The 20,422-nt window shown below is 57.7% G+C and carries 14 protein-coding genes and 1 pseudogene; 4 read left to right on the top strand and 11 right to left on the bottom strand.

Going from position 1 to position 20,422, the window contains the following annotated elements; all coding sequences use genetic code 11:
* Positions 1 to 44: 44 nt before the first annotated feature.
* Genes GSQ80_RS08775 through GSQ80_RS08760 form a run of 4 tightly spaced genes read right to left on the bottom strand, consistent with a single transcriptional unit; the run spans position 45 to position 6,747 of the window.
* The gene (locus GSQ80_RS08775) at positions 45 to 452 is read right to left on the bottom strand and encodes a cupin domain-containing protein (protein WP_158787252.1); all 408 of its coding nucleotides are present in this window, start codon (positions 450 to 452) and stop codon (positions 45 to 47) included.
* A 20-nt stretch (positions 453 to 472) separates the two neighbouring features.
* The gene (locus tag GSQ80_RS08770; protein ID WP_158787251.1) at positions 473 to 1,633 is read right to left on the bottom strand and encodes a hypothetical protein; all 1,161 of its coding nucleotides are present in this window, start codon (positions 1,631 to 1,633) and stop codon (positions 473 to 475) included.
* Between the two features lie 26 nt (positions 1,634 to 1,659).
* The gene (locus tag GSQ80_RS08765; protein ID WP_158787250.1) at positions 1,660 to 3,315 is read right to left on the bottom strand and encodes an MmgE/PrpD family protein; all 1,656 of its coding nucleotides are present in this window, start codon (positions 3,313 to 3,315) and stop codon (positions 1,660 to 1,662) included.
* A gap of 57 nt (positions 3,316 to 3,372) precedes the next feature.
* On the bottom strand, positions 3,373 to 6,747 hold the full coding sequence (locus tag GSQ80_RS08760) for a TonB-dependent receptor (RefSeq protein ID WP_158787249.1): 3,375 nt from the start codon (positions 6,745 to 6,747) through the stop codon (positions 3,373 to 3,375).
* Between the two features lie 334 nt (positions 6,748 to 7,081).
* On the opposite strand from GSQ80_RS08760, the gene GSQ80_RS08755 reads away from it, so the two are divergent.
* The 4 genes from GSQ80_RS08755 (at position 7,082) to dctA (ending at position 11,612) form a co-directional block, all read left to right on the top strand.
* Positions 7,082 to 8,377, top strand: a complete 1,296-nt coding sequence (locus GSQ80_RS08755) for a hypothetical protein (protein WP_216850217.1) — start codon at positions 7,082 to 7,084, stop codon at positions 8,375 to 8,377.
* A gap of 143 nt (positions 8,378 to 8,520) precedes the next feature.
* On the top strand, positions 8,521 to 9,804 hold the full coding sequence (locus GSQ80_RS08750; RefSeq protein ID WP_216850216.1) for an MFS transporter: 1,284 nt from the start codon (positions 8,521 to 8,523) through the stop codon (positions 9,802 to 9,804).
* A 22-nt stretch (positions 9,805 to 9,826) separates the two neighbouring features.
* A complete protein-coding gene (locus GSQ80_RS08745; RefSeq protein WP_158787247.1) occupies positions 9,827 to 10,291 on the top strand; it encodes a nuclear transport factor 2 family protein in 465 nt (154 codons plus the stop codon).
* 43 nt (positions 10,292 to 10,334) lie between these two features.
* The gene (dctA, locus tag GSQ80_RS08740) at positions 10,335 to 11,612 is read left to right on the top strand and encodes a C4-dicarboxylate transporter DctA (protein WP_254059526.1); all 1,278 of its coding nucleotides are present in this window, start codon (positions 10,335 to 10,337) and stop codon (positions 11,610 to 11,612) included.
* Between the two features lie 472 nt (positions 11,613 to 12,084).
* Here dctA and GSQ80_RS08735 read toward each other — a convergent pair whose 3' ends face one another.
* The 7 genes and pseudogenes from GSQ80_RS08735 to GSQ80_RS08705 form a co-directional block, all read right to left on the bottom strand.
* A complete protein-coding gene (locus GSQ80_RS08735; protein ID WP_158787245.1) occupies positions 12,085 to 13,563 on the bottom strand; it encodes an aldehyde dehydrogenase family protein in 1,479 nt (492 codons plus the stop codon).
* 21 nt (positions 13,564 to 13,584) lie between these two features.
* Positions 13,585 to 14,622, bottom strand: coding sequence for a homoserine O-succinyltransferase (locus GSQ80_RS08730; RefSeq protein ID WP_158787244.1), 1,038 nt, complete (start codon positions 14,620 to 14,622; stop codon positions 13,585 to 13,587).
* A 20-nt stretch (positions 14,623 to 14,642) separates the two neighbouring features.
* A complete protein-coding gene (locus GSQ80_RS08725) occupies positions 14,643 to 15,938 on the bottom strand; it encodes an O-acetylhomoserine aminocarboxypropyltransferase/cysteine synthase family protein (protein ID WP_158787243.1) in 1,296 nt (431 codons plus the stop codon).
* Positions 15,935 to 17,395, bottom strand: coding sequence for a pyridoxal-dependent decarboxylase (locus GSQ80_RS08720; RefSeq protein WP_158787242.1), 1,461 nt, complete (start codon positions 17,393 to 17,395; stop codon positions 15,935 to 15,937). The genes GSQ80_RS08725 and GSQ80_RS08720 overlap by 4 nt, the downstream gene beginning before the upstream one ends.
* 61 nt (positions 17,396 to 17,456) lie before the next feature.
* Positions 17,457 to 19,265: a long-chain-acyl-CoA synthetase gene (locus GSQ80_RS08715; protein WP_158787241.1), complete on the bottom strand. Its 1,809-nt coding sequence runs from the start codon at positions 19,263 to 19,265 to the stop codon at positions 17,457 to 17,459.
* On the bottom strand, positions 19,262 to 19,996 hold the full coding sequence (locus GSQ80_RS08710; RefSeq protein ID WP_158787240.1) for an SDR family NAD(P)-dependent oxidoreductase: 735 nt from the start codon (positions 19,994 to 19,996) through the stop codon (positions 19,262 to 19,264). The genes GSQ80_RS08715 and GSQ80_RS08710 overlap by 4 nt, the downstream gene beginning before the upstream one ends.
* Positions 19,989 to 20,422 (bottom strand): annotated as a pseudogene (locus GSQ80_RS08705) (hypothetical protein); the annotation flags it as partial. The pseudogene GSQ80_RS08705 and the gene GSQ80_RS08710, both read right to left, overlap by 8 nt.

Raw genomic sequence — 20,422 nt, 5'->3', positions numbered from 1 at the left:
GACTCTGTCTCGTTCATGCCACTCCTTTGTCGATGGATCTCCCCTCACCAGGGCTGGACGACGTTACTGACCGGGTCACGGTCGGGCGACGTGAGGCAAAAGCCGATGCAGAGAAAGGGAAGGTCCGGGTGAGGATTATGACCCCGATGAATCTTCGCGATCGGTTCGGAGTACACATCACCGGCCTTGGCCTGGATGAGGATGCCTTCCTGAAAATGCGCCTCGAACATTCCCTGCAGCACCACGAAAAAGGTGGCGCCGTTGTGCTGGTGCCAGTTGGTAAAACCTTTGGGCGCAACTTCTGCGTTGTAGACCAAGACATTCACCTCAGGATCGCGAGGGAGCGAAGCGTAAAGAATGTCCATCAACACATTGCGATAGAGTTCCTGCCCGGGTTTCGTATATCCATCCAGGCGCAGTTTCAGTTCCTTGTACTCTTTGTTCGGGTCCATGCGCGTGCCTTTCACGGCGGTTATTTGGTTGTTATTCCCTTCAGCACGAACTTGTGAATGCGCCTGCCATCCAACACCTCGCAGACGTAGATGTTTCCTTTGGGGTCGGTCAACACCCAGTGGGGTCCGTAAAATTCACCTGGTCCGATGCCGGGACTCCCGAGCCACTCCAGGGGCGTCAGTGTCTTGCGATCGAACACCCAGACGCGCGAGGCGCTGCGACTCATGACATAGAGAAACCGCTGCTCTGGGTCAGGAGAGAACGCAACCGCACCGGCGGTCTGTCCGTTGCCACAGCCACCGATCTCTTCGCACCAGCGGTCGATCCATATCTGCGTCTGGTATTTACCGTCGACGGAGAATATTTGCACACGCTGACCCCCACGGTCTGCTACATACACAACACCGTCGTTCGATACCTTGACGTCGTGCACAGTGCTAAATTGTGAAGGCCCTGGGTCATCGGCTGGCAGGGTCTTGTTCATCACGCGTGTCGGATCTGCATATGCCTTCGCCTTTGGCAATGGACCATCTAAGGGCTTGTTTCCGAAGGCTCCCCACATTCGCTTAAAAGCGCCGGTGTCCGCGTCGAAGACGATGACGCGCTTGTTGCCGTAGCCATCGGATACGAAGAGCTCATTCGTTTTGGGATAGACCGACAATCCCGCAGGGCGCCACATCTGCTGCGTGTCGGCATTGGATTTCTTCGGGCTTCCATGCCCTATCTGCAACACGAATTTGCCGTCTTGGGTGAACTTCAGCACTTGGTCGTTGGGGCCGTCGCCGCAAATCCAAACGAATCCCTTGTAGTCGATGTAAATGCCGTGTTCCGACTCCGGCCAGTCATAGCCTTCGCCTGGGCCGCCCCATCCTTTGATGTAGTTTCCGTTCTGATCGAAGACCAGTACGGGTGGGCCGGTTTTGTCGCCTGTGTGCACAACCGTGCGCGGCCGTTGCAGTACCCAGATGTTGCCCTTGCTGTCGCTGACTGCGCTGGAGACCTGACCCAGCGTCCAGCCATTCGGAATTTTCGGCCACGCGGGGTCGACTTCGAACGTGGGAGCCGGTTGTCCCGTGGCAACTCTTGTTTGTGCATGCGCCGTGGCGAAGTTCCCCGACGTTGTCGCAACTGCCAAGGCCAACCACACAATCGACTGATTCCACTTCTGCTTACTTGCCATAACATCCTCTCGCTTGTTCGTGTGGTCTACAACGGTTTGAAGGCGCCAAAGTGTACAAGCGTCGTGTGTATCGCTTCAGCCGTATCCTTGATGGCTCCCAAGTCATACCAGGTCTTGCGAATCCGCTCGCGGTGCTCCGTGGTGATTCCCTTGTAGGCGCAGATGCGGTCGAACTTTTTCTTCAGCTCTTCCGTGTCGATGGGAGTGGGACGACCGCCGACATCCTGGCCACCTTCGGAAGCTGTGCGGGTCATCTCCTGGCCATCTTTTCGGCGAACGGTCAGCTTGAATCCGTGCAACGTGGGGTCTTCGTGGATAGTGATCTTCTTCATCAACGCCCGCACTTCCGGGTTCATCAGGCTCTCTTGGGTGTACGCGTCCAAGAACAGATCACCGTGCACAAGTGCCCAGGCGATGTAATAGGGAGTGCTGTGGTCGGCGGTCTCTTCGTTGCGAGGGTCGAACTTACCAGGATCGGAGCCATCGCCGAAGGAGTTGACCTCTATAAGCACGGACTCGATGTCCTCCGGTTTTGCAAAGTTCTGAAAGTCCGGCATTAGAGACATGATGGGTGCGCCGCCATTTCCCGGGAAGCGTTTGTACTCCAGCGCCTGCACCACCAGGCGATGATCCGAATCATCTAGCTTGTGCATCGGATTGCCGCCGGCGTGCGAAGGAATCTTCAGGTCGAAGGGCCCAGTGACGACGTCCCACAGACCGCCCATGCCTTCAAACGGCTGCGCGGGTCCGGTCATGCCTTCCCGCGCACAGATGGCTCCAAAGATGGCGCAGCGCACCATCTCTGCGTCATGATTTCCCTTGGACATCGAGTTCGGGCCGTAGGCGTGATCGATGCGCATGGGCAGATGTGGCACCAAGGAAAGCGAAAGTGCATTGGCGAGTTGGTCGTTGTTCAGGCCCATCAGCTTGCCGACAGCCATGGCGCAGGCTGGACCGACATAGAGGTTGTCGATGCCGTTTTTTGGATAGTTGGGTGCAGCCAACTGCAACGCGCCGTAAACTTCCCACGAGATGATCATGGCGAGCAGGGCCTGGCGTCCCGTGCTATGCAGGGCCTCCGCGACCGCGAGGATACCGGGAACAATATCGCTCGCATGGGCGCCGTTGTCGTTGAAGTCGTTATGGCGCACCATGGATCCGTTAACAAATCCTGCCAGGTCCGGTGGAGTGGAGATGTCGTAACCCCACACGGTGCTCTTCAGCGGTCCTGCGGGGTATATCCTGGCCACCTTTGCGCCGATGCGAATGGAGTTGGATTCAAAGCCAGCGATCGCGCATCCGATGGTATCGACCAGCATCCATCCCATGTCATGGACCACCTCATCGGTCAGCAGCGACTCGGAAGCTCCGCTGACCCACTCGACGATGCGGCGGCTTGTCTCGTCCATCGGACCGTTCCCATAGGCGCGGCCCGAGTCGTTCACGTAGCCCGCCGTGGCCGTGCGGCCGGTGACCCCCTTCCACCGGGACATCGGAACGAATTGCTTGGCGCTCGCCGCATACGGGCTCTGATTTTGTTGGGCGGCGCTCGCCACGCCGATGCCGTTGGAGGCCACAGCTGCGCCGGTATAGATCCCGAACTTCATCAGGTCGCGTCGGTTTAGACCGCCGGAGCTTTCCGAAGCCACGATCTTCTTCGGCTCTTCACTCGTTTTCGCCATAGGATTTACTCGATTCGTGTTGTTGGATCCGGTTGAGTTGCGGAGGCTTGTTGCTCCCTAGAAGAGGATTTTGGCAGCAAGCTGAATCTGACGTGACGGGAATGCCGAAGTAAGCGTGCCTGCCCCGCTTAGCACCGACTCCACATCGTTCGTGGCCGGCCCGGTTCCAGCGAAGATGATGCGTGAAGGCTGGTTGAAGTTGGCGCGATTGAAAATATTGAATATTTCAGCGCGCAGCTCAAGTGAGCCTTGTTTCCCCAGCCATCTGACGCGTGTGTCTTTTACTACGGAGAAGTCGACGTCTTTGAAATTCGGCCCGATGAGCGCGTTCAGGGATTCGTCGCCCAGGAAGCCCGAAGGCTGGATCGTGAAGGCGCAGGGATCGAAGTAGAGGGTCGACGTATTGAGCTTCTGGCCGGAGGCAACGCCCAGGCAGCCTGCGGTAGTGCCCCGCGTGATGTTGCTGTTGTTGCGGCCAGGGATAACATTAGGCCGATCAATGCCGGAAGCATTTCCGCTGACGTATTCCTTCGATCGGCTGGTGGAGAAGGCCGGCGTGAACGGGTAGCCACTCTGCAGTTGCACAATACCGCTGATCCACCATCCGTTGAGAAGTCCCGGCACAAAACCACGACCGCCCATCGTTGGAAAGTTATAGACGGCGTTGAAGTGGAAAGAGAACGGGATGTTGAACGCGGCGGGCGCCCTTTCGCGGTTGATATGCAGCGCATCCACAGTCGCTGCGGAGTAGGAGACGCTCGTGTCCTGGTTCGACTGGCCCTGGTTCGTGTCCAGCAGCTTGGACCAGGTGAAGTTCGCCTGCATCTGGAGGCCATTGCCGACACGCTTCTCCAGCGTGGTCTGCAGCGAGTTGTACCAGGAGAACGCCGTGTTGCTGACCCATCCGAAGTCGTTCCAGTACGGATTGCGTCGCACTTCTGTGGGCAGAGTCGCAGGGCTCGGATTGCTAAGGTACGTTCCAAGCCAGCACGTGTTGGCGCTGCCGTACGTATACTGCTGCTGGCCGAGCGGCAGAGGAACGTAGCCTGCCGGAGGAGCAACGCAGGTCTCCGCGCCCGTTGCCGTCGTGCCCGGAATGCCTTGCGGAATGACTGGGTTCACGAAGGGCAGAGCCATCAAGTTGAAGCCTTCTGATCCGCCATAAGCGACCGTCACCGCTGTCTTGAAGGGAAGCTGTCTCTGCACCGATAAAGTGTATTGGAGTAGCTTCGCCTGCTTCATGTCGTAGTCGTAGGTTGTGCCTGTCCGAGCCTGAAGGTTGTTCGTTGGCAACGTAAATGGCACGGTGAAGGAGCTCGGACTGGTGACAGTGATGTAGTTTTCTTGTGGCGCGATCTTCACCTGATGCACCGTGCTGTAGTAGCCTGCCACGTTGTACAGCAGGGCGATGCCGCCGCGGACAGCAGTCTTTCCGTCACCCGTGACGTCCCACGAAAATCCCAGGCGGGGTCCAAAATTCAGGAACGATGTATTGATGGTGTAAGGGCCTGGCGTAAGGTTCGAATCCACATAGATGTTTCGAAGCGCATTGGAGTCGCCGTTGATATCACGGGCGTTGGTATTGAACTCATAACGCAAACCGAGATTGAGCGTGAGAGTTCGCGAAACCTTCCAATCGTCCTGACCGTAGAAACCGAACGTTTCGTAGCGAATGTCCTTCACGTTGTTGAAGGGCGGAGCGAACGCGCTCAGGCTGCTGGGAGTGCCTTTCAGAAAGGAGGCCACATTGGAGAAGCTGATGGCGCCGAAAGTGTTCGTGCCGTTTGCCGTGTACTGCACGATGTGATTGATTAGCGTACCGAACTGGATGGAGTGCCTTCCCATCGTCTTGAAGACATCGTCTGCCAGGCCGAACGTCTCCAACAGCGAGCGCGATGTCGGGTTGCCGCCAGCGAGCATGGCACCAGCCGTGGTGACGCCGCTTACATTCAATGTCCCCATCGGAAAGCCGGTAGCGAATGAGTAGTCTGGTCCAGTCACATACTGCGCCGTATTGTTCCCCAGGTACTGGCCGCTGCGGGCATAGGAGAACGTCGCATTGTTCAGAAGTGTGGGGGAGATAATGTGGTTCTCTCCGATCGTCAGGAACATCATGGTGCTGCTTGGGAAGGATGGGTAGCCGGGATAGAAGTTGACAAGGCTCTGGTTGGCTTTGTCGTAGGTGTACCGGCCAAACAGGGTATCGCGAGCCGAGAATGTCTGGTCGATGCGGCCCTCCGCGTAGTCTTCCGAAGTTACCGAGGGATAGCTGAAGGCGATTTGATTGGTCCCGTAGTTGGGTTCTGGGAACAGCGAAAGCCAAGGCGCAACGGTCGCTGCGACGGTGACGGACGTTGTCGTGCCGAGCTGCGAACATGCCGTGTTTGTGATTACAGAGCCGGCGGGGCCGCGGCAGCCGGAGCCTAGCGTGCCATTGATGTTCGATGTCCCTTGCCGTTGGCGCAGCCCTTCGTATGTCACGAAATAAAACGTCTTGTCTTTACGGATCGCACCGCCAACCGAGCCCCCGAAGTTGTTCCGCTGAAACTCGGGAAGGCGGCGCGGACTTCCATCCGGGTGGGTGCCAGAGCTTGCCGGCGTATCGAAGTAATTGCGGGCATCCATTGCGCTGTTACGCAGGTATTCGAAGATGTCCCCATGAATGTCGTTGGTACCGCTCTTGCTCACCATCACCATTTGGCTGCCCATTGTCATGCCGTACTGTGCAGGGAAGTTGTTGGTGATTATCTTGAACTCACGGATGCCATCGAGGCCCAGCGTGTCGCCGCTGACGGAGGAGTTTGTCGCTCCGCCGTACGATACCAGCATCGTGCCGTCCAAGAGGTAGTTGTTGGAGCGGAGCGGAGCGCCGTTGCTACTAAACATACTGCCAGCACCGCCGCCCATGGAGTAGTTCGAATTGCTCGGCTTCTGCTTCAGCTCGGTAACGCCAGGCTGGATCAGAGCTAACTGCATGTAGTTGCGGCCGTTGAGCGGAAGGTCGGCCATCTGTTTTTCGCTGACCACGCCGCCGAGCGAACTGCTCGAGGTGTCGACCATGGGCACAGGCGCGAACACGTCGACCTGTTGATCGACCGACCCGTTCTCCAGCGAAAGGTCGACGACCGCCTCTTCGGTAACGGTCAACGTGATGCCGCTACGAACCAACTGCTTGAATCCTGGGCTCTTCACCACGAGCTCATAGTTGCCGGCCGGAATAGCTGAAAGGTGATAGGTGCCGTCGGCGAGGCTCGTGGCGGTACGCGTGACACCGGTATCCACGTTTTTAGCTGTAACGATGGCGCCGGGCACGCTGGCGCCGCTCACGTCCTTCACCGTTCCTTCCAGTGTGGCCGTGCTGTTCTGGGCCACCATCGTACAGGGCGTCAGAGCCAAGACCACAGCACACAACCTACGTGCAATTCGCTTCATTGATCTCTCTCCCAAACAATCCGGAACCGCAGAGTGGCGTCCCCTTCAGCGCTACCGGATATAGTCCCGGTGGCTCCGGTTGCGCAAGCAGATTGGGGTGACAAACAGGTGTGCAGCCCGTTACATGCGCTGAAACCCTGTATTTTGCCCGAGAGAAGCGGCGATAGCCGTCCTGCAAACTTGAACCAAGAGCTCGGCCGTTACATGCATCACCGCGGCGATTTCTCAGTGTCGAAAACATTCTCGCAGCGAAATCTGGCGACGCGAGAGTGCGCAATCTGCATGGCTTCGCTCCGATTGACAACGCACAAAACCCCATGAGAGCATGTTGCGCATGCTTTCCACCCAGAACGATGCACTACAGTCTGCGGTAGAGCGCGTTCTGCAAAGTAGAGAACTACACGGTTCGCAGGTATCGCAAAAGCTTCTGAAGTTCCTCGCCGAAAGATCTCTCTCCGGTGACGCGGATCAGTTGAAGGAATACACGATTGCCATCGATGGTCTGGGCAAGCCAGACTCGTACGATCCGCGTCACAATTCAGCGGTCCGTATCCAGGTGGGCCGCCTCCGCCAGAAGCTCGGGGAGTACTACCGTACGGAAGGCAAGGAAGATGATGTTGTCATCGACCTGCCAAAAGGCTGTTTTCAGCTGACATGTACTTCGCGCAGGGGATTTCCCGCTGCCGCTCTGGAGTCATCGCCCTCGGAGTACGTTCTTCCGCCCCAGGCCGAAGAGATGGACGGCGGAATCAGCTGGTGGGGACCGGCCGTCTTCATGATTGTGGCCGCGATGGTGGCACTTCTGAGCATGACCTACCTGGTTGTGCGGCTTTCCAGCGTCTCGACCTTCAATTCCGGCAATTGGAATGAGGACTTTGAAAAGCTCTGGCGGCCTTTCGTTGGTTCTGCACTGCCGTCCATCGTCGCGATTGAAGATCCTTTGTTTGTACAGATGGCTTCGAATCCGGGCATCTATTATCGGGACCGCTCCTTAAATCAGTGGGAGGACGTTCCGAAATCTGCCGGCGTCACGGCGCTGCGCAGCACCTACGGTTCGAACAGCCTGCAGCCGAGCCACTATTACACGGCTTATGGAGAAGCGCAGGCTGCCTTCCTTCTCGGCAAGTTTCTCGGGCCTCGAATGCGTAATTTCTCGGTGCTGAAAACCAGTCAGCTCTCGTGGCAGCAACTCGCGGACAATAATGTTCTGTTTGTTGGTGTTCAGAATCTATTCTTCGACAAGCAGCTCATGCAGATGCCTCTGACGCTGCCGCTCACACCTTTCCTGAATGGTGTTCATAATCTGCACCCCAAGAGCGGCGAACCAGCCGATTTTCTCGACAACTACACGACAGCCCCTTCGGAAACGGGGACCGCATATGCCTTAGTGACGTGTGTCCCGGGTCCTCGCGGCCGGACCTATATAGAGAGCTTCACCAGCAATCGCTCCGCCGGATATTTGGGTGCGTTGGAGTGGTTCTCGGATCCGGCGCAGGCGCGCATCCTGGTCGACAAGCTAGAAGGACCCTCAGGAAAGATGCCTAACTACTTTCAGGTCCTCCTGTCGGTCCAGTTCGTCGACGATGTGCCTACGCGAACCAACTACATCCTCAGCCGGGTCCTGCATTAAATCCTGGGCTATATGCGCCTTTGTAACGGACAGATGCCTTCCGCGAAATATGTATCGGCATCAGGATACGTGACGTAACTAACAAGTTGGTGACATGTTGTTTGTCCAGTTCCTGCATTTTGACGGTTATGCTGATCCGGCGGATGAGCAAGAAATCCGGACAAATCATGGCGCACACCATCTATCGCGAAAGTAAAGGGTCTGCGGTCGCTGCAAGGAACTGGGACACGGCGTACGAGCGCAAGGTCGTGCTGCTGCTGGGGTTGGGCTTCGGCCTGGTAGGCCTGGACCGCTGGATTATCGCTCCACTCTTCCCCTTCATCATGCAAGACTTGCATTTGACCTATCAGGACCTGGGGAATATTGTTGGCGTGCTTGGAATTTCCTGGGGCGTGTTTGCCGCGATCATGGGTCGGATCTCCGATCACGTTGGTCGCAAGAAGGTGATCGTTCCGGCAATCTTCGCTTTTTCCGTTCTGTCCGCGCTCTCCGGGGTCGCGACTAGCCTGCTTAGCCTAGCCATGATCCGCGCCATCATGGGCATGACCGAGGGCGCCTACTGTCCCACCAGCTTTGCCGCAACAGGGGACGCTTCGGCTCCGGAACGTCGAGGTCTCAATCTCGGCCTTCAGCAATGCAGCAATGCGCTGTTCGGTCTCGGCCTGGGCCCGATCATAGCGACCCAACTCTTCGCTATAGTCCATTCGTGGCGGTGGGTATTCGCGGTTGTGGCGATTCCGGGGCTCATTCTCACATTTTTCGTCTATGTCGTCCTGCGCGAGAGCCCGCTGCCGCAACACCCGCAACTCTTCGGCAAATCGCGCTGGAGCGAAATCTTCAAGACTCGGAATCTTCTCATCAGCATGGGAGCACTTCTCTGTGCCATGACCGGAGTGTTTGTTCTAAGTGCAATGGTGCCGAGTTATCTCGTGGATTACCTGCATGTCGGCTTCACAAAGATGGGCATCATTACTTCTGCCATCGGCTTTGGTGGATTTATCGGACAGTTCACGGTCCCGGGTCTGTCGGATCGGTTTGGCCGCAGGCAGATGGCTGTGCTGTGTTTCTGCGTGTCGGCGGCCTGCCTCCTCATGCTGAAATTCACCGGGGCGAATCCAGTGCTGCTTTTTGCGGAACTCTTTTTCACGTCGTTTTTCTGCCTTGGAATCGTCGCCCTGCTGACCGGACCTATCGCAACGGAGTCCGCACCGGCAGGTCTGATTTCGTCCGCGATCGGAGTTGTTGTCGGCGTAGGAGAGGTCTTCGGAGGAGGGGTCGCTCCTGCGGTCGCCGGCTACATCGCACAGCATTTCGGAATCGCCGCCATCCTCTGGTTGGCACTCGGGGGCGTCTGTTGCGGCGCGGTGCTCTGCGTGTTCCTTAGGGAAACAGCGCCGCGAAAACTTCATTCCATCCCGTCCCTCTAACCTCACCAAGGAGCAACTTACCATGAAGATCTTTCGTTCCACCTGCACCACACTCGTTGTTTGCGCTCTTGCCCTTTGCGCGGGTACCCGCCTCCGCGCCCAAACCGCCAGCCCGGAAGTCAGGCGCGAAATCATTGATGTGCGCAATCAGTGGATGGCCGCTGAAATGAAAAAGGATATTCCTTATCTCGACGGCCTGATGGCTCCCGAGTTTGTGGTGGGCAACAGTCAGGGACAGGTAATGGATAAAGCTCATTACCTGGAGTCGCAGGCGCGTCCTGACCGCATCCTCCATATCGGCGAAGGCCGGGATGTGACCGTCAGCGACTATGGCGATGTCGCGATACTCACGGAGAGCCTGACCCTGCAGGCAAGCGATAAAGGCGTGCCCTTCGGCGGCGACTTCCGCTTTGTCCGAGTTTTTGTCAAGAAAGACGGGCACTGGCATCCCGTGCTTGCGCAAGGAACCCCCATTACCCACAAGTAGTTCTTAGAGCATTGTGTGCCATCGCGCACGGAGGTCACCAGCCTTGAGCACACCCGTCGGGAAACACGTCCCTTTTCTTCGCTCACTTTCGTTTCGTGTTCTGGTGGGTCTTATCCTTGGCAGCTTGACCGGGTTCTTTTTTCCGCACTTCGGGACCGCGCTGCAACCCCTCGGTACGGGTTTCATCAAGCTCATCCGCATGATGATCGGGCCGCTCGTCTTCTTGACGGTCGTCACCGGCATCGCCGGCATGAGCGATATGAAGAAGCTCGGCCGGGTTGGCCTTAAAGCGCTCGTCTACTTCGAAGTGGTCACGACGTTTGCGCTTGGCATCGGTTACTTCGCTGCCAAGGTCTTCCATCCCGGTTCGGGCCTGAAGCTTGCGCCGACGGCCGTGGACACCGATAGCGTGGCGCAGTACGCGGCGCCCGGACAACATAAGACGGTCGTCGACCTGCTGATGAATATCATCCCCGACACCTTTGTGGGCGCCTTCACCAATGGCGAAATTCTCGAGGTCCTATTTATTGCGATTCTTGTCGGGATTGCGATTCTGTCTATCCCGGGTCGCGAAGTCCTGTTGAAGGCCGCCAAAATACTAAACGAAGTCGTCTACAAGATTATCAACATCGTTATGGAAGCCGCACCCGTGGGAGCTTTTGGAGCGATGGCATTCACGATTGGCCGTTACGGCCTGGTGACAGTCGTCGCATTGGGTAAGGTATTACTCTGCGTCTACGGCACCTCGCTCGTGTTCATCTTCTTCGTTCTCGGCGGCATCTGCCTTTGGAACCACATCAACCTCTTCAAGCTTGTGAGCTACCTGCGCGAAGAAATCTTCATCGTGCTGGGAACATCATCCTCGGAGCCTGCCCTTCCGGGCCTGATGCGCAAGCTCGAAGCGATGGGCTGCTCCCGCACCGTGACCGGCCTAGTCGTCCCGGCGGGCTATTCCTTCAATCTTGATGGCACGTCGATCTACCTTACGGTCTCGGCTCTCTTCCTGGTACAGGCTACGGGCTCGCACCTAACCATCGGACAGGAGGTGCTAATGCTTCTGATCCTGATGGTGAACTCGAAAGGCGCGGCCGCTGTGGTCGGCGGCGGCTTCATCACACTGGCCGCGACGCTCACGGCGCTCGGCTCCGTGCCCGTGACATCGATCGCGCTGCTGCTTGGCATCGATCGCTTCATGTCGCAGTGCCGCTCGATTACCAACCTTATTGGTAACGCTGTGGCCACGATCACTATCGCTCGCTCGGAGAACGAATTCCAGGCAGAGACCGCCAATCGCGTGATGAACGAACAGTCGGATCGCTAATGATGAGCTGGCTACGGTGCATGCGGCAGATCAGGTCTACTCCATCTACACGGATCCTTCGCGTGACTTCTGGGCGCGCGAGGTTATGCCGCAATTAAAGTTGCATTCACTTTCAGCCCTGATCAGCGCAACAGGTTTGTCCAGGCGGGGCTTTGATCGAAGCGCGAAATGGTGAGGTGCGACCTCACCCACGCAATCAATACGGGGCGATGGCCATTACCGCAAGTATGAAGTCTATCCAAAATGCGAAGAATCTTCGGACAAGCCCTGGCACCGGCACTTTACTTGGCTTGGAACTCCAGCGGGACTCGATGCTGGAGCTGGCGAACTGGTCGGAATTGTCAACGACGAGTCCGAAGCGTCCTGCGCATAGACGCGGCGCGAATACTGAGCTGGAATGATGATTGCGGCGTCGATCTAGTCTCGAGATGGACTGCGGAGGCGATTGTTCGGTGCTCACCTGGCACGCTGGTCAGAGCTTGGCGATTACTGACTTCACCTGAGTGTATTGCTGCAGTCCGTATTCGCCCAATTCGCGCCCGATGCCGGACTGCTTGAAGCCGCCGAACGGTGCTCTCGTATCCATGACGTTATAGCAATTCACCCACACGGTGCCCGCTCGTACCCCGTTGGACACTGCGAGGGCTTTCTTGATGTCGCGCGTCCAGACCGCAGCGGCCAAGCCATATTTTGTATGGTTAGCTCGCGCGATGACTTCATCGACATTCTTGAACGAGATGATGCTCATGACTGGGCCGAAGATCTCTTCCGCGGCGATGCGCATCGTGTCCTGAACATCGGCGAAGACGGTCGGTTGCATGAAGTAGCCGAAACTTCCGATGCGCTCTCCTCCGCAGGCGAGGGTGGCTCCCTCTTTGCGCCCGGATTCGACATACCTCATGACGGTGTCGAACTGCGACTGGTCCACCAACGGCCCGAGCTCGGTGCGGGGATCGAAGGGGTCGCCGACGACCCTCGACCTGGCTCGAACGATACTCTTCTCGACAAACTGTTCGTACATTGTTTCCTCAACAAATACTCTCGATCCTGCGCAGCAGGATTGGCCTTGATTGGAAAACAGCCCCCGATGCGCACCTTCGACGGCTTCGTCCAGATCAACGTCTGCAAAGATGATGTTGGGACTCTTCCCACCCAACTCGAGCGTTACAGGCTTCAAGTTGGATTTAGCGGATGCTTCCATAATGAGGTGCCCGACCTCGGTAGAGCCGGTGAAGGCCACTTTGTCGATGTCCATGTGACGTGCGATGGCCGCCCCGGCGGTCGGACCGAATCCAGGCAGAAGATTTACGACGCCTTCCGGAAAACCCGCTTCCAGAATTAGCTCGCCGATCCGCAGAGCGGACAAGGGTGTTTGCTCTGCGGGCTTGAGCAGAATGGTATTCCCGGTGGCAAGTGCAGGAGCGAGCTTCCACGCCATCATCAGCATGGGGAAGTTCCAGGGAATGATCTGCCCGACAACACCGACCGGCTCGTGCCTGGTGTAGCAAAGGTAGTCGCCGTCGATGGGGATGGTCTTGCCGTGGATCTTGTCTGCCCACCCGCCGAAGTATCGATAGCAGGCGACGGTCCTGGCCACGTCCACTGCGGTGGCAACGGAGACGGGCTTGCCATTGTCGAGGGCTTCGAGGCGCGCCAGTTCATTGCCGTGACTTTCAATCAGATCGGCGAGGCGAAGAAGGAGCCTTCCTCGCTCGGATGCAGGCATCTTTCTCCATGGACCGTGTTCGAATGCCTGGCGTGCGGCCTGGACAGCGAGGTCGACGTCCATTGCATCTGCCTCTGCCACCTGACATATCTCTTCGCCGGTGGATGGATTGATGGTCGCGAAGGTTTTTCCCGACGCGCTCGCAACCCAGCGGTTGTTGATCAGAAGCTTGAGCTGCGGAAGTGCAACCTTGATTTCGTCATGCACGGCGACAGTACTGGCCATAGAACGTTGCTCCTTGAAATGCTATTGGCAAGCCGCGTGAGAAGAGTCCACCTTACGCGGCGGTTGGCTGGCATCTTTGTATCCACAGATGTACTCCAGCCAATTTCTGTAGAGACGGACCGCGGTGGGTCGCCATGTGTTTTCGATTTGTGTCTTTTCCATCGCCGCTGCGACTCCGGCGAGCAATTCGTTGGTGGGACATGAGCTGGCACTCTCTCGCAGCGAAGAGAATGCCTGTTCAGAAGCTCTGTCGAAGTAGCCGTGCGGCGACTGCGGATAGACTCCTGCCTCGGTTCGGATATATCTTCCAATGTCCCGGCGATACTCGCGCAGGAGCGTATCGGTCGCGTACTCCGGATGCCCTTGAAAGAAGATGAACAGGCTTTTTCCCTGCTTCGTGAATGTATCGACCTCGGCGTCAGCCGTCCGGGAAACAACACTGTATCCGTGCGCTTCCAGCTGCCGCGCATCCACGCCGTTCCATCGGGAGTGAGGGATGGCGAAGTGTGGAGCAACTCCTTGCAGCAGCCCATCGTCGGACTCACGGAGGCACTCGAAGACTCCAAAGTGCTTAGCATGATTGCGGCGGCGCTCAATGCCATCCATGTGCAGAATAGCGGCGTGTGCGGCAAGGCAGGACCAAATGGCAGAACGTGTGTTGTCTCGGGCCCAATCGAGCATTTGCACGAAACTCTCCCAATAGGACTCGTCCTTCAGGGCAGCGTTGATCGGCTCGGTACCGGTGACGATGAGGCCGTCGAGGCTCTGACCGTAGAGCTCATCGACGCAGGCATATCTGCTGGCGGCGTGATCTCCGTTTGATGCTGTCACTGCGGCGCCACGCAGCACATAGAGCGACAGCTCGACCGCCATACCTTCGGAGGCAGACTCCAGCAGCGACAAGAACTGGTTCTCGGTCGCTTTGAAAGCCGCCTCCGGCATGTTATTGACCAAGCCGATTCTGATGGCTTCACGCGATGGTTCCAAGAGCTGCGGCGGCCGCGACGCACCTTCAGGACGGTCGTGGTCGAATCGGCTTGAATGCAGTCGAACAGGCATGGGCACCTCCTTTGAAATTGCTATCGCGTGCTCGGGGTTGCCGGTTGGGCAGCCCTGAGCGCCTGGTCCAGGTCGTCGAGGATGTCCTCGATGTGTTCAATTCCAATACTTAGCCGGATCATCTCCGGGAATACTCCGGCGTTGCGCTGCTCTTCTGGTGACATCTGCCGGTGGGTGGTCGATGAAGGATGACAGACCAGTGATTTTGCGTCTCCGAGATTGACGAGCCGAGTCACGAGGTTTAACGCGTCGTGGAATCGCATGGCTCCCTCATAGCCTCCTCGAATGCCAACGGACATGAGGGAGCAAGCTTGACCGTCCAGGTACTTTTGCGCCAAGGCATGATAGGGGCTTTCGGGAAAGCCGGCATATCGCACCCACTCGACATTTGGGTTGGTGCGCAGAAACTCTGCCACTCTTCTGCCGTTCTCCACGTGACGCTCTACACGCAGCGCCACCGTTTCAATCCCCTGCAATAGCAGGAACGAGCTGAGAGGGGAGAGAACGGCACCCATTGTGCGCTGGTAGACGCTGCGGCAACGCGCGATATAGGCGGCCTTTCCGTAGTGTTCGGTGTAGACGAGGCCGTGATACGAAGGGTCCGGCTGGCTGAAGGCGGGGAAGCGCGATGCGTGTGCCTTCCAGTCGAAGTTCCCGCCGTCGACGATGGCTCCGCCCATGGTTGTGCCATGGCCGCCAAGAAATTTGGTTAGCGAGTTCACCACGATGTCCGCGCCGTGCTCGATCGGGCGCAGCAGGACGGGCGTGGCCACGGTGTTGTCGACGATGAGGGGAATTCCATGATCGTGGGCCACCTTGGAGAGCGCTTCGAGATCGCAGATGTTGCCTGCGGGATTGCCGACGCTCTCACAGAAGATGGCTCGCGTCTTGTCGTCGATCAACTTGGCGATCGCCTCGGCGTGGTCGGATGCTGCGAAGCGGACGGTGACTCCCTGTGCTGGTAAAACGTGCGCAAACAGTGTGTGCGTGGTTCCATAGAGCTGCGGCACAGAGATGAGATTGCAGCCCAGCTCGACTACATTCTGAACAGCGAAGTTTACCGCCGCCTGGCCGCTGCTTACGCAGAGAGCTTCCAGCCCGCCTTCCAGAGCTGCAACCCGTCGTTCGAGTACAGCGGTGGTGGGGTTCTGGATGCGCGTGTAACGGAAGCCGTCGGCCTCAAGGTTGAAGAGCGCGGCAGCATGGTCGGCGCTATCGAACGCGTACGAGGCGGTCTGGTAGATGGGGACAGCCACCGCCTTCGTGGTCGGATCCACCTGATAGCCACCGTGTATCGCGATTGTCTCGCGCTTCATAGGGTCGTTCCTGTTCTGATTGCTGTGTGGGGTTCGTTGATCGTAGTCGATGCCGGATCATTATTCGTGCCAGGAACAGAGTCTGAAAAAAGGCGATTCATCTGACCCACTACACAATGGATATCTTGTTCGGTCGTCCGGAAACTCGTGATGCAGGCGCGGACAACGGAAACTCCGTCAAGCACTGCTTCCGACATCCACGCAACCTGGTTTTCGCGGAGGGCTGCGAGCAGTATGGAGGGGACAAGCCCATCGCGGGTGAAGCACACCAGCGGAAGCGGCGTCGAATTCACGATGCGCCACCCCGTGTCCTGCAGCGACTCCCGCAGCAGACGGCCCATCCGCGCCTGGTGATCGATCATCTCTGCGTAGCCCGCCTCGCCTTGCTCTGCGAGCGCCATGAAGAGCTTCAGTCCTATAAAGCGACGGGACCATTGGATTGAGTTGGTGAAGGGATTGAATGTGTTGGAAGCCTCATCGCCTACCCCGGGTGGCTTTCCAGGCATGTAGGAGACCTCGGAGCGGAACGCCTGCGCGACGCTCTCCGGGTGCCGGCAGAAGAACATTCCGCAACCCATAGGAACCGAGAACCACTTATGCGCATCGCAGGTGATCGAGTCCGCGGCCTCAATACCAACGAGATGATGCTTGAGATCTTGCGAGATGATCGCCGCGCCGCCCCATGCGGCATCGACGTGAAACCATAGGCTGGCGTCCGAGCAGACGCGCGCGATCTCCAGCAGCGGATCAATCGCACCCGCGGCGGTCGTCCCTACGGTACCCACCACCATGAACGGCAGGAACCCGTTGCGGAGGTCTTCGGCGATCCTGCTGCTTAGTTGTTCAACGTTCATTTGGAGATGGCGGTCTGTCGCGATGGGACGAAGACAATGCCGACCGAGCCCAGTGATGTGCGCGATTTTGTTGAAGCCATGATGAGCCTCCTCGGTCAGATAGATGGTCGGTTGTCCCGCGAGGTGTCGCAGACCGTGTTCGCCGTAGCTGGGAAATTTCCGGGTTAACGCCACGACGACCGCAGAGAGATTTGCCTCCATCCCTCCACTGGTGAAGGTCGCGATCGAATCCTGCGGCAGACCGAACTTCGCCGAGAGCCAACCGAGTGTGTGGCGCTCCATTTCATTGGCCGCTGGAGAGGTGCGCCAGTTTGCCAACTGCGGGTTATACATTGCTACCAGGGTGTCGGCGACGACCGAAGCCAGTGTCACACTGGGGTTGAATAGGCCGAAGTAACGCTGGTGCGTCACCTGCACCTGCCACTTCCGCAGCATCGCCTCCACGTCGGCGACTACCTCGTCCAGGGTCATGCTTCGCTTGAAGTCGTAGCGCGATTGGAGATGAGCGCGAATCTCCTCCGCCGTCACATTTGGGACGATGGGACCGTCGGCGATCTCGGACTCCAGCCTCGCGAACTCTTGCTGAATTTGACCGATGTTCAACGGATGGTTCCTCCCGTAGACGCGAACGGTGATCTAGCGAACTTGCAGGTCTTCGTCCTATTCATAGTCGGACCTCGCCCGCCTGGATTCGGTGATACAAATTCTCATCGAGCGGAACATACTCGTTCGACTCCGAGAGATCAAAGTAGAGAGGATCGGCGATCGCAACGGGATCGTATCCCTGGCGAGCCAGCTCAGTGGTTGAGTACTTGAACGTACCCGTTATGTCTGCGCTGGTGCGCATCCGCAGGAACAATGGGCGCGCGTAGTGTGGGAGCCGGCTCGTCAAATGCTGATGAAATGCAGCCAGATCCAGTTCAGTCTCTGCGACGACCGCTGCCATTCCCACCCGGCCCTCGGTACCGAGAACCGTGACGCCGTAGACATTGGCATGCCGGATGCCGGGAAACTCGGATATCACAGCCGACACTTCGGAGGTAGCAACGTTCTCGCCCTTACGGCGAAAAGTATCGCCAACCCGATCAATAAAGTAGAAGAACCCCTGCTCATCTGTGCGCATGAGATCGCCACTGCGGATCCAGGTGTCACCCGCTTCGAAGACATCGCGAAGAACTTTCTTCTTCGAATCTTCGTCGCTCTCATATCCATCAAAGCGGCGACCCACGCTCGTCGGATCGTCAATTACTTTGCCAAGCGCTTCGCCAACTTGATTTGGCGCACACTTGATGCAGAACCCTCTTTCATTGCGGACCGGCTCGCCGCTTTCGACGTCGAGCGGGACCAGCGCCGGCGAGAATCGATGCACAAGATAGCCTGGAATATGGCCGATGGCTCCGCGCTTGCCCTGCACATTGAACAACGAGATGTTTCCTTCGGTAGCAGCATAAAATTCGAGGATTTGCGGAATGCGGAAGCGATCCTTGAAGGCGTCCCATACCTCCGGCGCCATGCCATTGCCGCATGCGAGGCGAATGTGATGCTCGGTCTCGACCACGGATGGCGCAGCGTGAAGGAGGTACCGGCAAAGCTCTCCGATGTACTGAACCAGTGTGCAGTCCCAGCGCACAATGTCATTCCAGAATTCGCTCGCTGAAAACTTTTCGCGGATCACGATCGTGCCCGAGGCGACCATCACTGCACCGGGCGCCTGGACTCCTCCCACACTGTGGTACATCGGCAAGCAGTTGTACATGCGGTCATCGGCAGTTGCCTGCATCATGCCGGCGAACCAGTGGCTCCACTGCATCACACGCGCATGACTGATGCGAGCAGCCTTGGGCAATCCGGTTGTGCCGGAGGTATAGATGTAGAGTGCCAAATCATCGATGACGGTCTCGCGGCGCTCCTGCGGAGTCAACGGCTCGACGGAATGAGGAGCAAGCTCGAGATCTATGCGCGGGTGCGCAGAATCGCTGGCTCCGTGGACCCAGATCACCGGAGATGACTCAAGGTGAGGCCGCGCGGCCGTCAACGTCTCGACGCACTCGGCAGCCGCGATGATGTGCTTAGGCGACACAACACGAATGCAATGGGCAAGCGACGTTCCCACAAGGTGGGTATTGAGTAGCGAGACGACCACTCCCGTGCTGGTGATTCCAAGCCATATCGCCAGGTACTCCGGCCGATTTGTCATCAGAAGGCAAACAACGTCGCCTTTCACGAGACCTTGCTCCAGCGTCCATCGCGCATATTGGTTTGCGCGTTCCGCGAGCTCGCGGTAGGTCAGGCTTTCGCGGTCTGAAAGCAACGCCGGTCGGTTACCGTGGCGGGCGGCGATCTCATCGATCACGACGGGGAAGATCCGATGGCGATGGCTCGCGATCGGGGCTGTCAGCTCCAGCGCGCGCAACCATGGCATCGAAGAAGAACGGCTGCCCGGTATCGCGTTGCCTTTAAAAGCGTCGCTCATGCCGTGTTGCCTGCGTCGACTGTGATCACCGTACCCGTAATATTCCTGGATTGATCGCCGAGAAGAAAGTGAACGGCATCCGCAACATCGTCCACTTCCACAAGGCGTTTCAATGCACTGCGACGTTCGATCTGCTGCCGCTGCTCGTCGGTGAGATCTTTGGTCATCTCGGTGGCGACAAACCCGGGAGCGACTGCATTAACGTTCACTCCCATGCGGCCGACTTCCCGTGCCAGAGACCGCGTGAAGCCGACCAGTGAGGCTTTGGTAGCGGCGTAAATAGAAAGCCCGTTGTAGCCTGCGGATGCAGTGATGGAGGAGATATTGACAATGCGACCACCCCCGTCAGCCATCATCGAACGGACCACATACTTTGTAAGGAGCATCGGCGAAAGCGTGTTCAATCGCACGACCTGTTCAATCTGGGCATCGGGGGTAAGAGCCAAAACACCATGGGCGCTCATGCCGGCGTTGTTCACCAGGCCATAAATTGCACCGAACTGCTCTCTCAGCATCGCTACCAGCTTTGGGATCTGGTCGATCTCTGTCAGGTCAAAAGGGATGAAATCAAGCGGTCCCGAACCAGATGCCTCTGCCGCACGCTTTGCCGCCGTAAACTCATCGCCTTCCTTGCGCGCGATCGCGATAGGGCGGAAGCCCGACTTCGCGAGGCGGCGAACAATCCCCAGGCCCAACCCGCGGCTCCCACCGGTTACGATCACGTTACGCATGGCGTCTGATCAGCTTTCCAGTCTGTGATACGGCAAGAGTGGACACAAAGTTAATTCCGACCGGGACCTTATAAAGCGCAAGCTCAGCGCGGCAAAATTGCAGAATTTCACGCTGCAGCTCTTGAGTACCGCTGCCCTCTGGCTGCTTCGGTCTCTTCAACACCACATCTGCGACGACCAGCCCTCCAGTGATCGAACTCTTCCTGGTCCGGACGAGCGACATGCCAACCTCGGGATGACGATTGATCACCGCTTCCACTTCTTCGGGATGAACCTTTAGGCCTCCCACATTGATGGTTCCGTCTCGCCGCCCGGCGAAGTAATAGCGACCCTCTCGTAACTCCAGCACATCGCCTGTATCAACAAACCCCTCGGCATCTCTCAAAGGAAGGCTGTCCTGGCCAAGATATGCGGAGGCGGTGCGAC

It is taken from the genome of Granulicella sp. L46, assembly GCF_009765785.1.
Lineage (GTDB): Bacteria > Acidobacteriota > Terriglobia > Terriglobales > Acidobacteriaceae > Granulicella.
This window is presented reverse-complemented; position numbering and strand designations above follow the sequence as displayed.

What these genes read in the sequence shown, in the direction of transcription:
- GSQ80_RS08775 (WP_158787252.1), bottom strand. Translation starts at nt 452, where the DNA reads ATGGACCCGAACAAAGAGTACAAGGAACTGAAACTGCGCCTGGATGGA.
- GSQ80_RS08770 (WP_158787251.1), bottom strand. Translation starts at nt 1,633, where the DNA reads ATGGCAAGTAAGCAGAAGTGGAATCAGTCGATTGTGTGGTTGGCCTTG.
- GSQ80_RS08765 (WP_158787250.1), bottom strand. Translation starts at nt 3,315, where the DNA reads ATGGCGAAAACGAGTGAAGAGCCGAAGAAGATCGTGGCTTCGGAAAGC.
- GSQ80_RS08760 (WP_158787249.1), bottom strand. Translation starts at nt 6,747, where the DNA reads ATGAAGCGAATTGCACGTAGGTTGTGTGCTGTGGTCTTGGCTCTGACG.
- GSQ80_RS08755 (WP_216850217.1), top strand. Translation starts at nt 7,082, where the DNA reads ATGCTTTCCACCCAGAACGATGCACTACAGTCTGCGGTAGAGCGCGTT.
- GSQ80_RS08750 (WP_216850216.1), top strand. Translation starts at nt 8,521, where the DNA reads ATGAGCAAGAAATCCGGACAAATCATGGCGCACACCATCTATCGCGAA.
- GSQ80_RS08745 (WP_158787247.1), top strand. Translation starts at nt 9,827, where the DNA reads ATGAAGATCTTTCGTTCCACCTGCACCACACTCGTTGTTTGCGCTCTT.
- GSQ80_RS08735 (WP_158787245.1), bottom strand. Translation starts at nt 13,563, where the DNA reads ATGGCCAGTACTGTCGCCGTGCATGACGAAATCAAGGTTGCACTTCCG.
- GSQ80_RS08730 (WP_158787244.1), bottom strand. Translation starts at nt 14,622, where the DNA reads ATGCCTGTTCGACTGCATTCAAGCCGATTCGACCACGACCGTCCTGAA.
- GSQ80_RS08725 (WP_158787243.1), bottom strand. Translation starts at nt 15,938, where the DNA reads ATGAAGCGCGAGACAATCGCGATACACGGTGGCTATCAGGTGGATCCG.
- GSQ80_RS08715 (WP_158787241.1), bottom strand. Translation starts at nt 19,265, where the DNA reads ATGAGCGACGCTTTTAAAGGCAACGCGATACCGGGCAGCCGTTCTTCT.
- GSQ80_RS08710 (WP_158787240.1), bottom strand. Translation starts at nt 19,996, where the DNA reads ATGCGTAACGTGATCGTAACCGGTGGGAGCCGCGGGTTGGGCCTGGGG.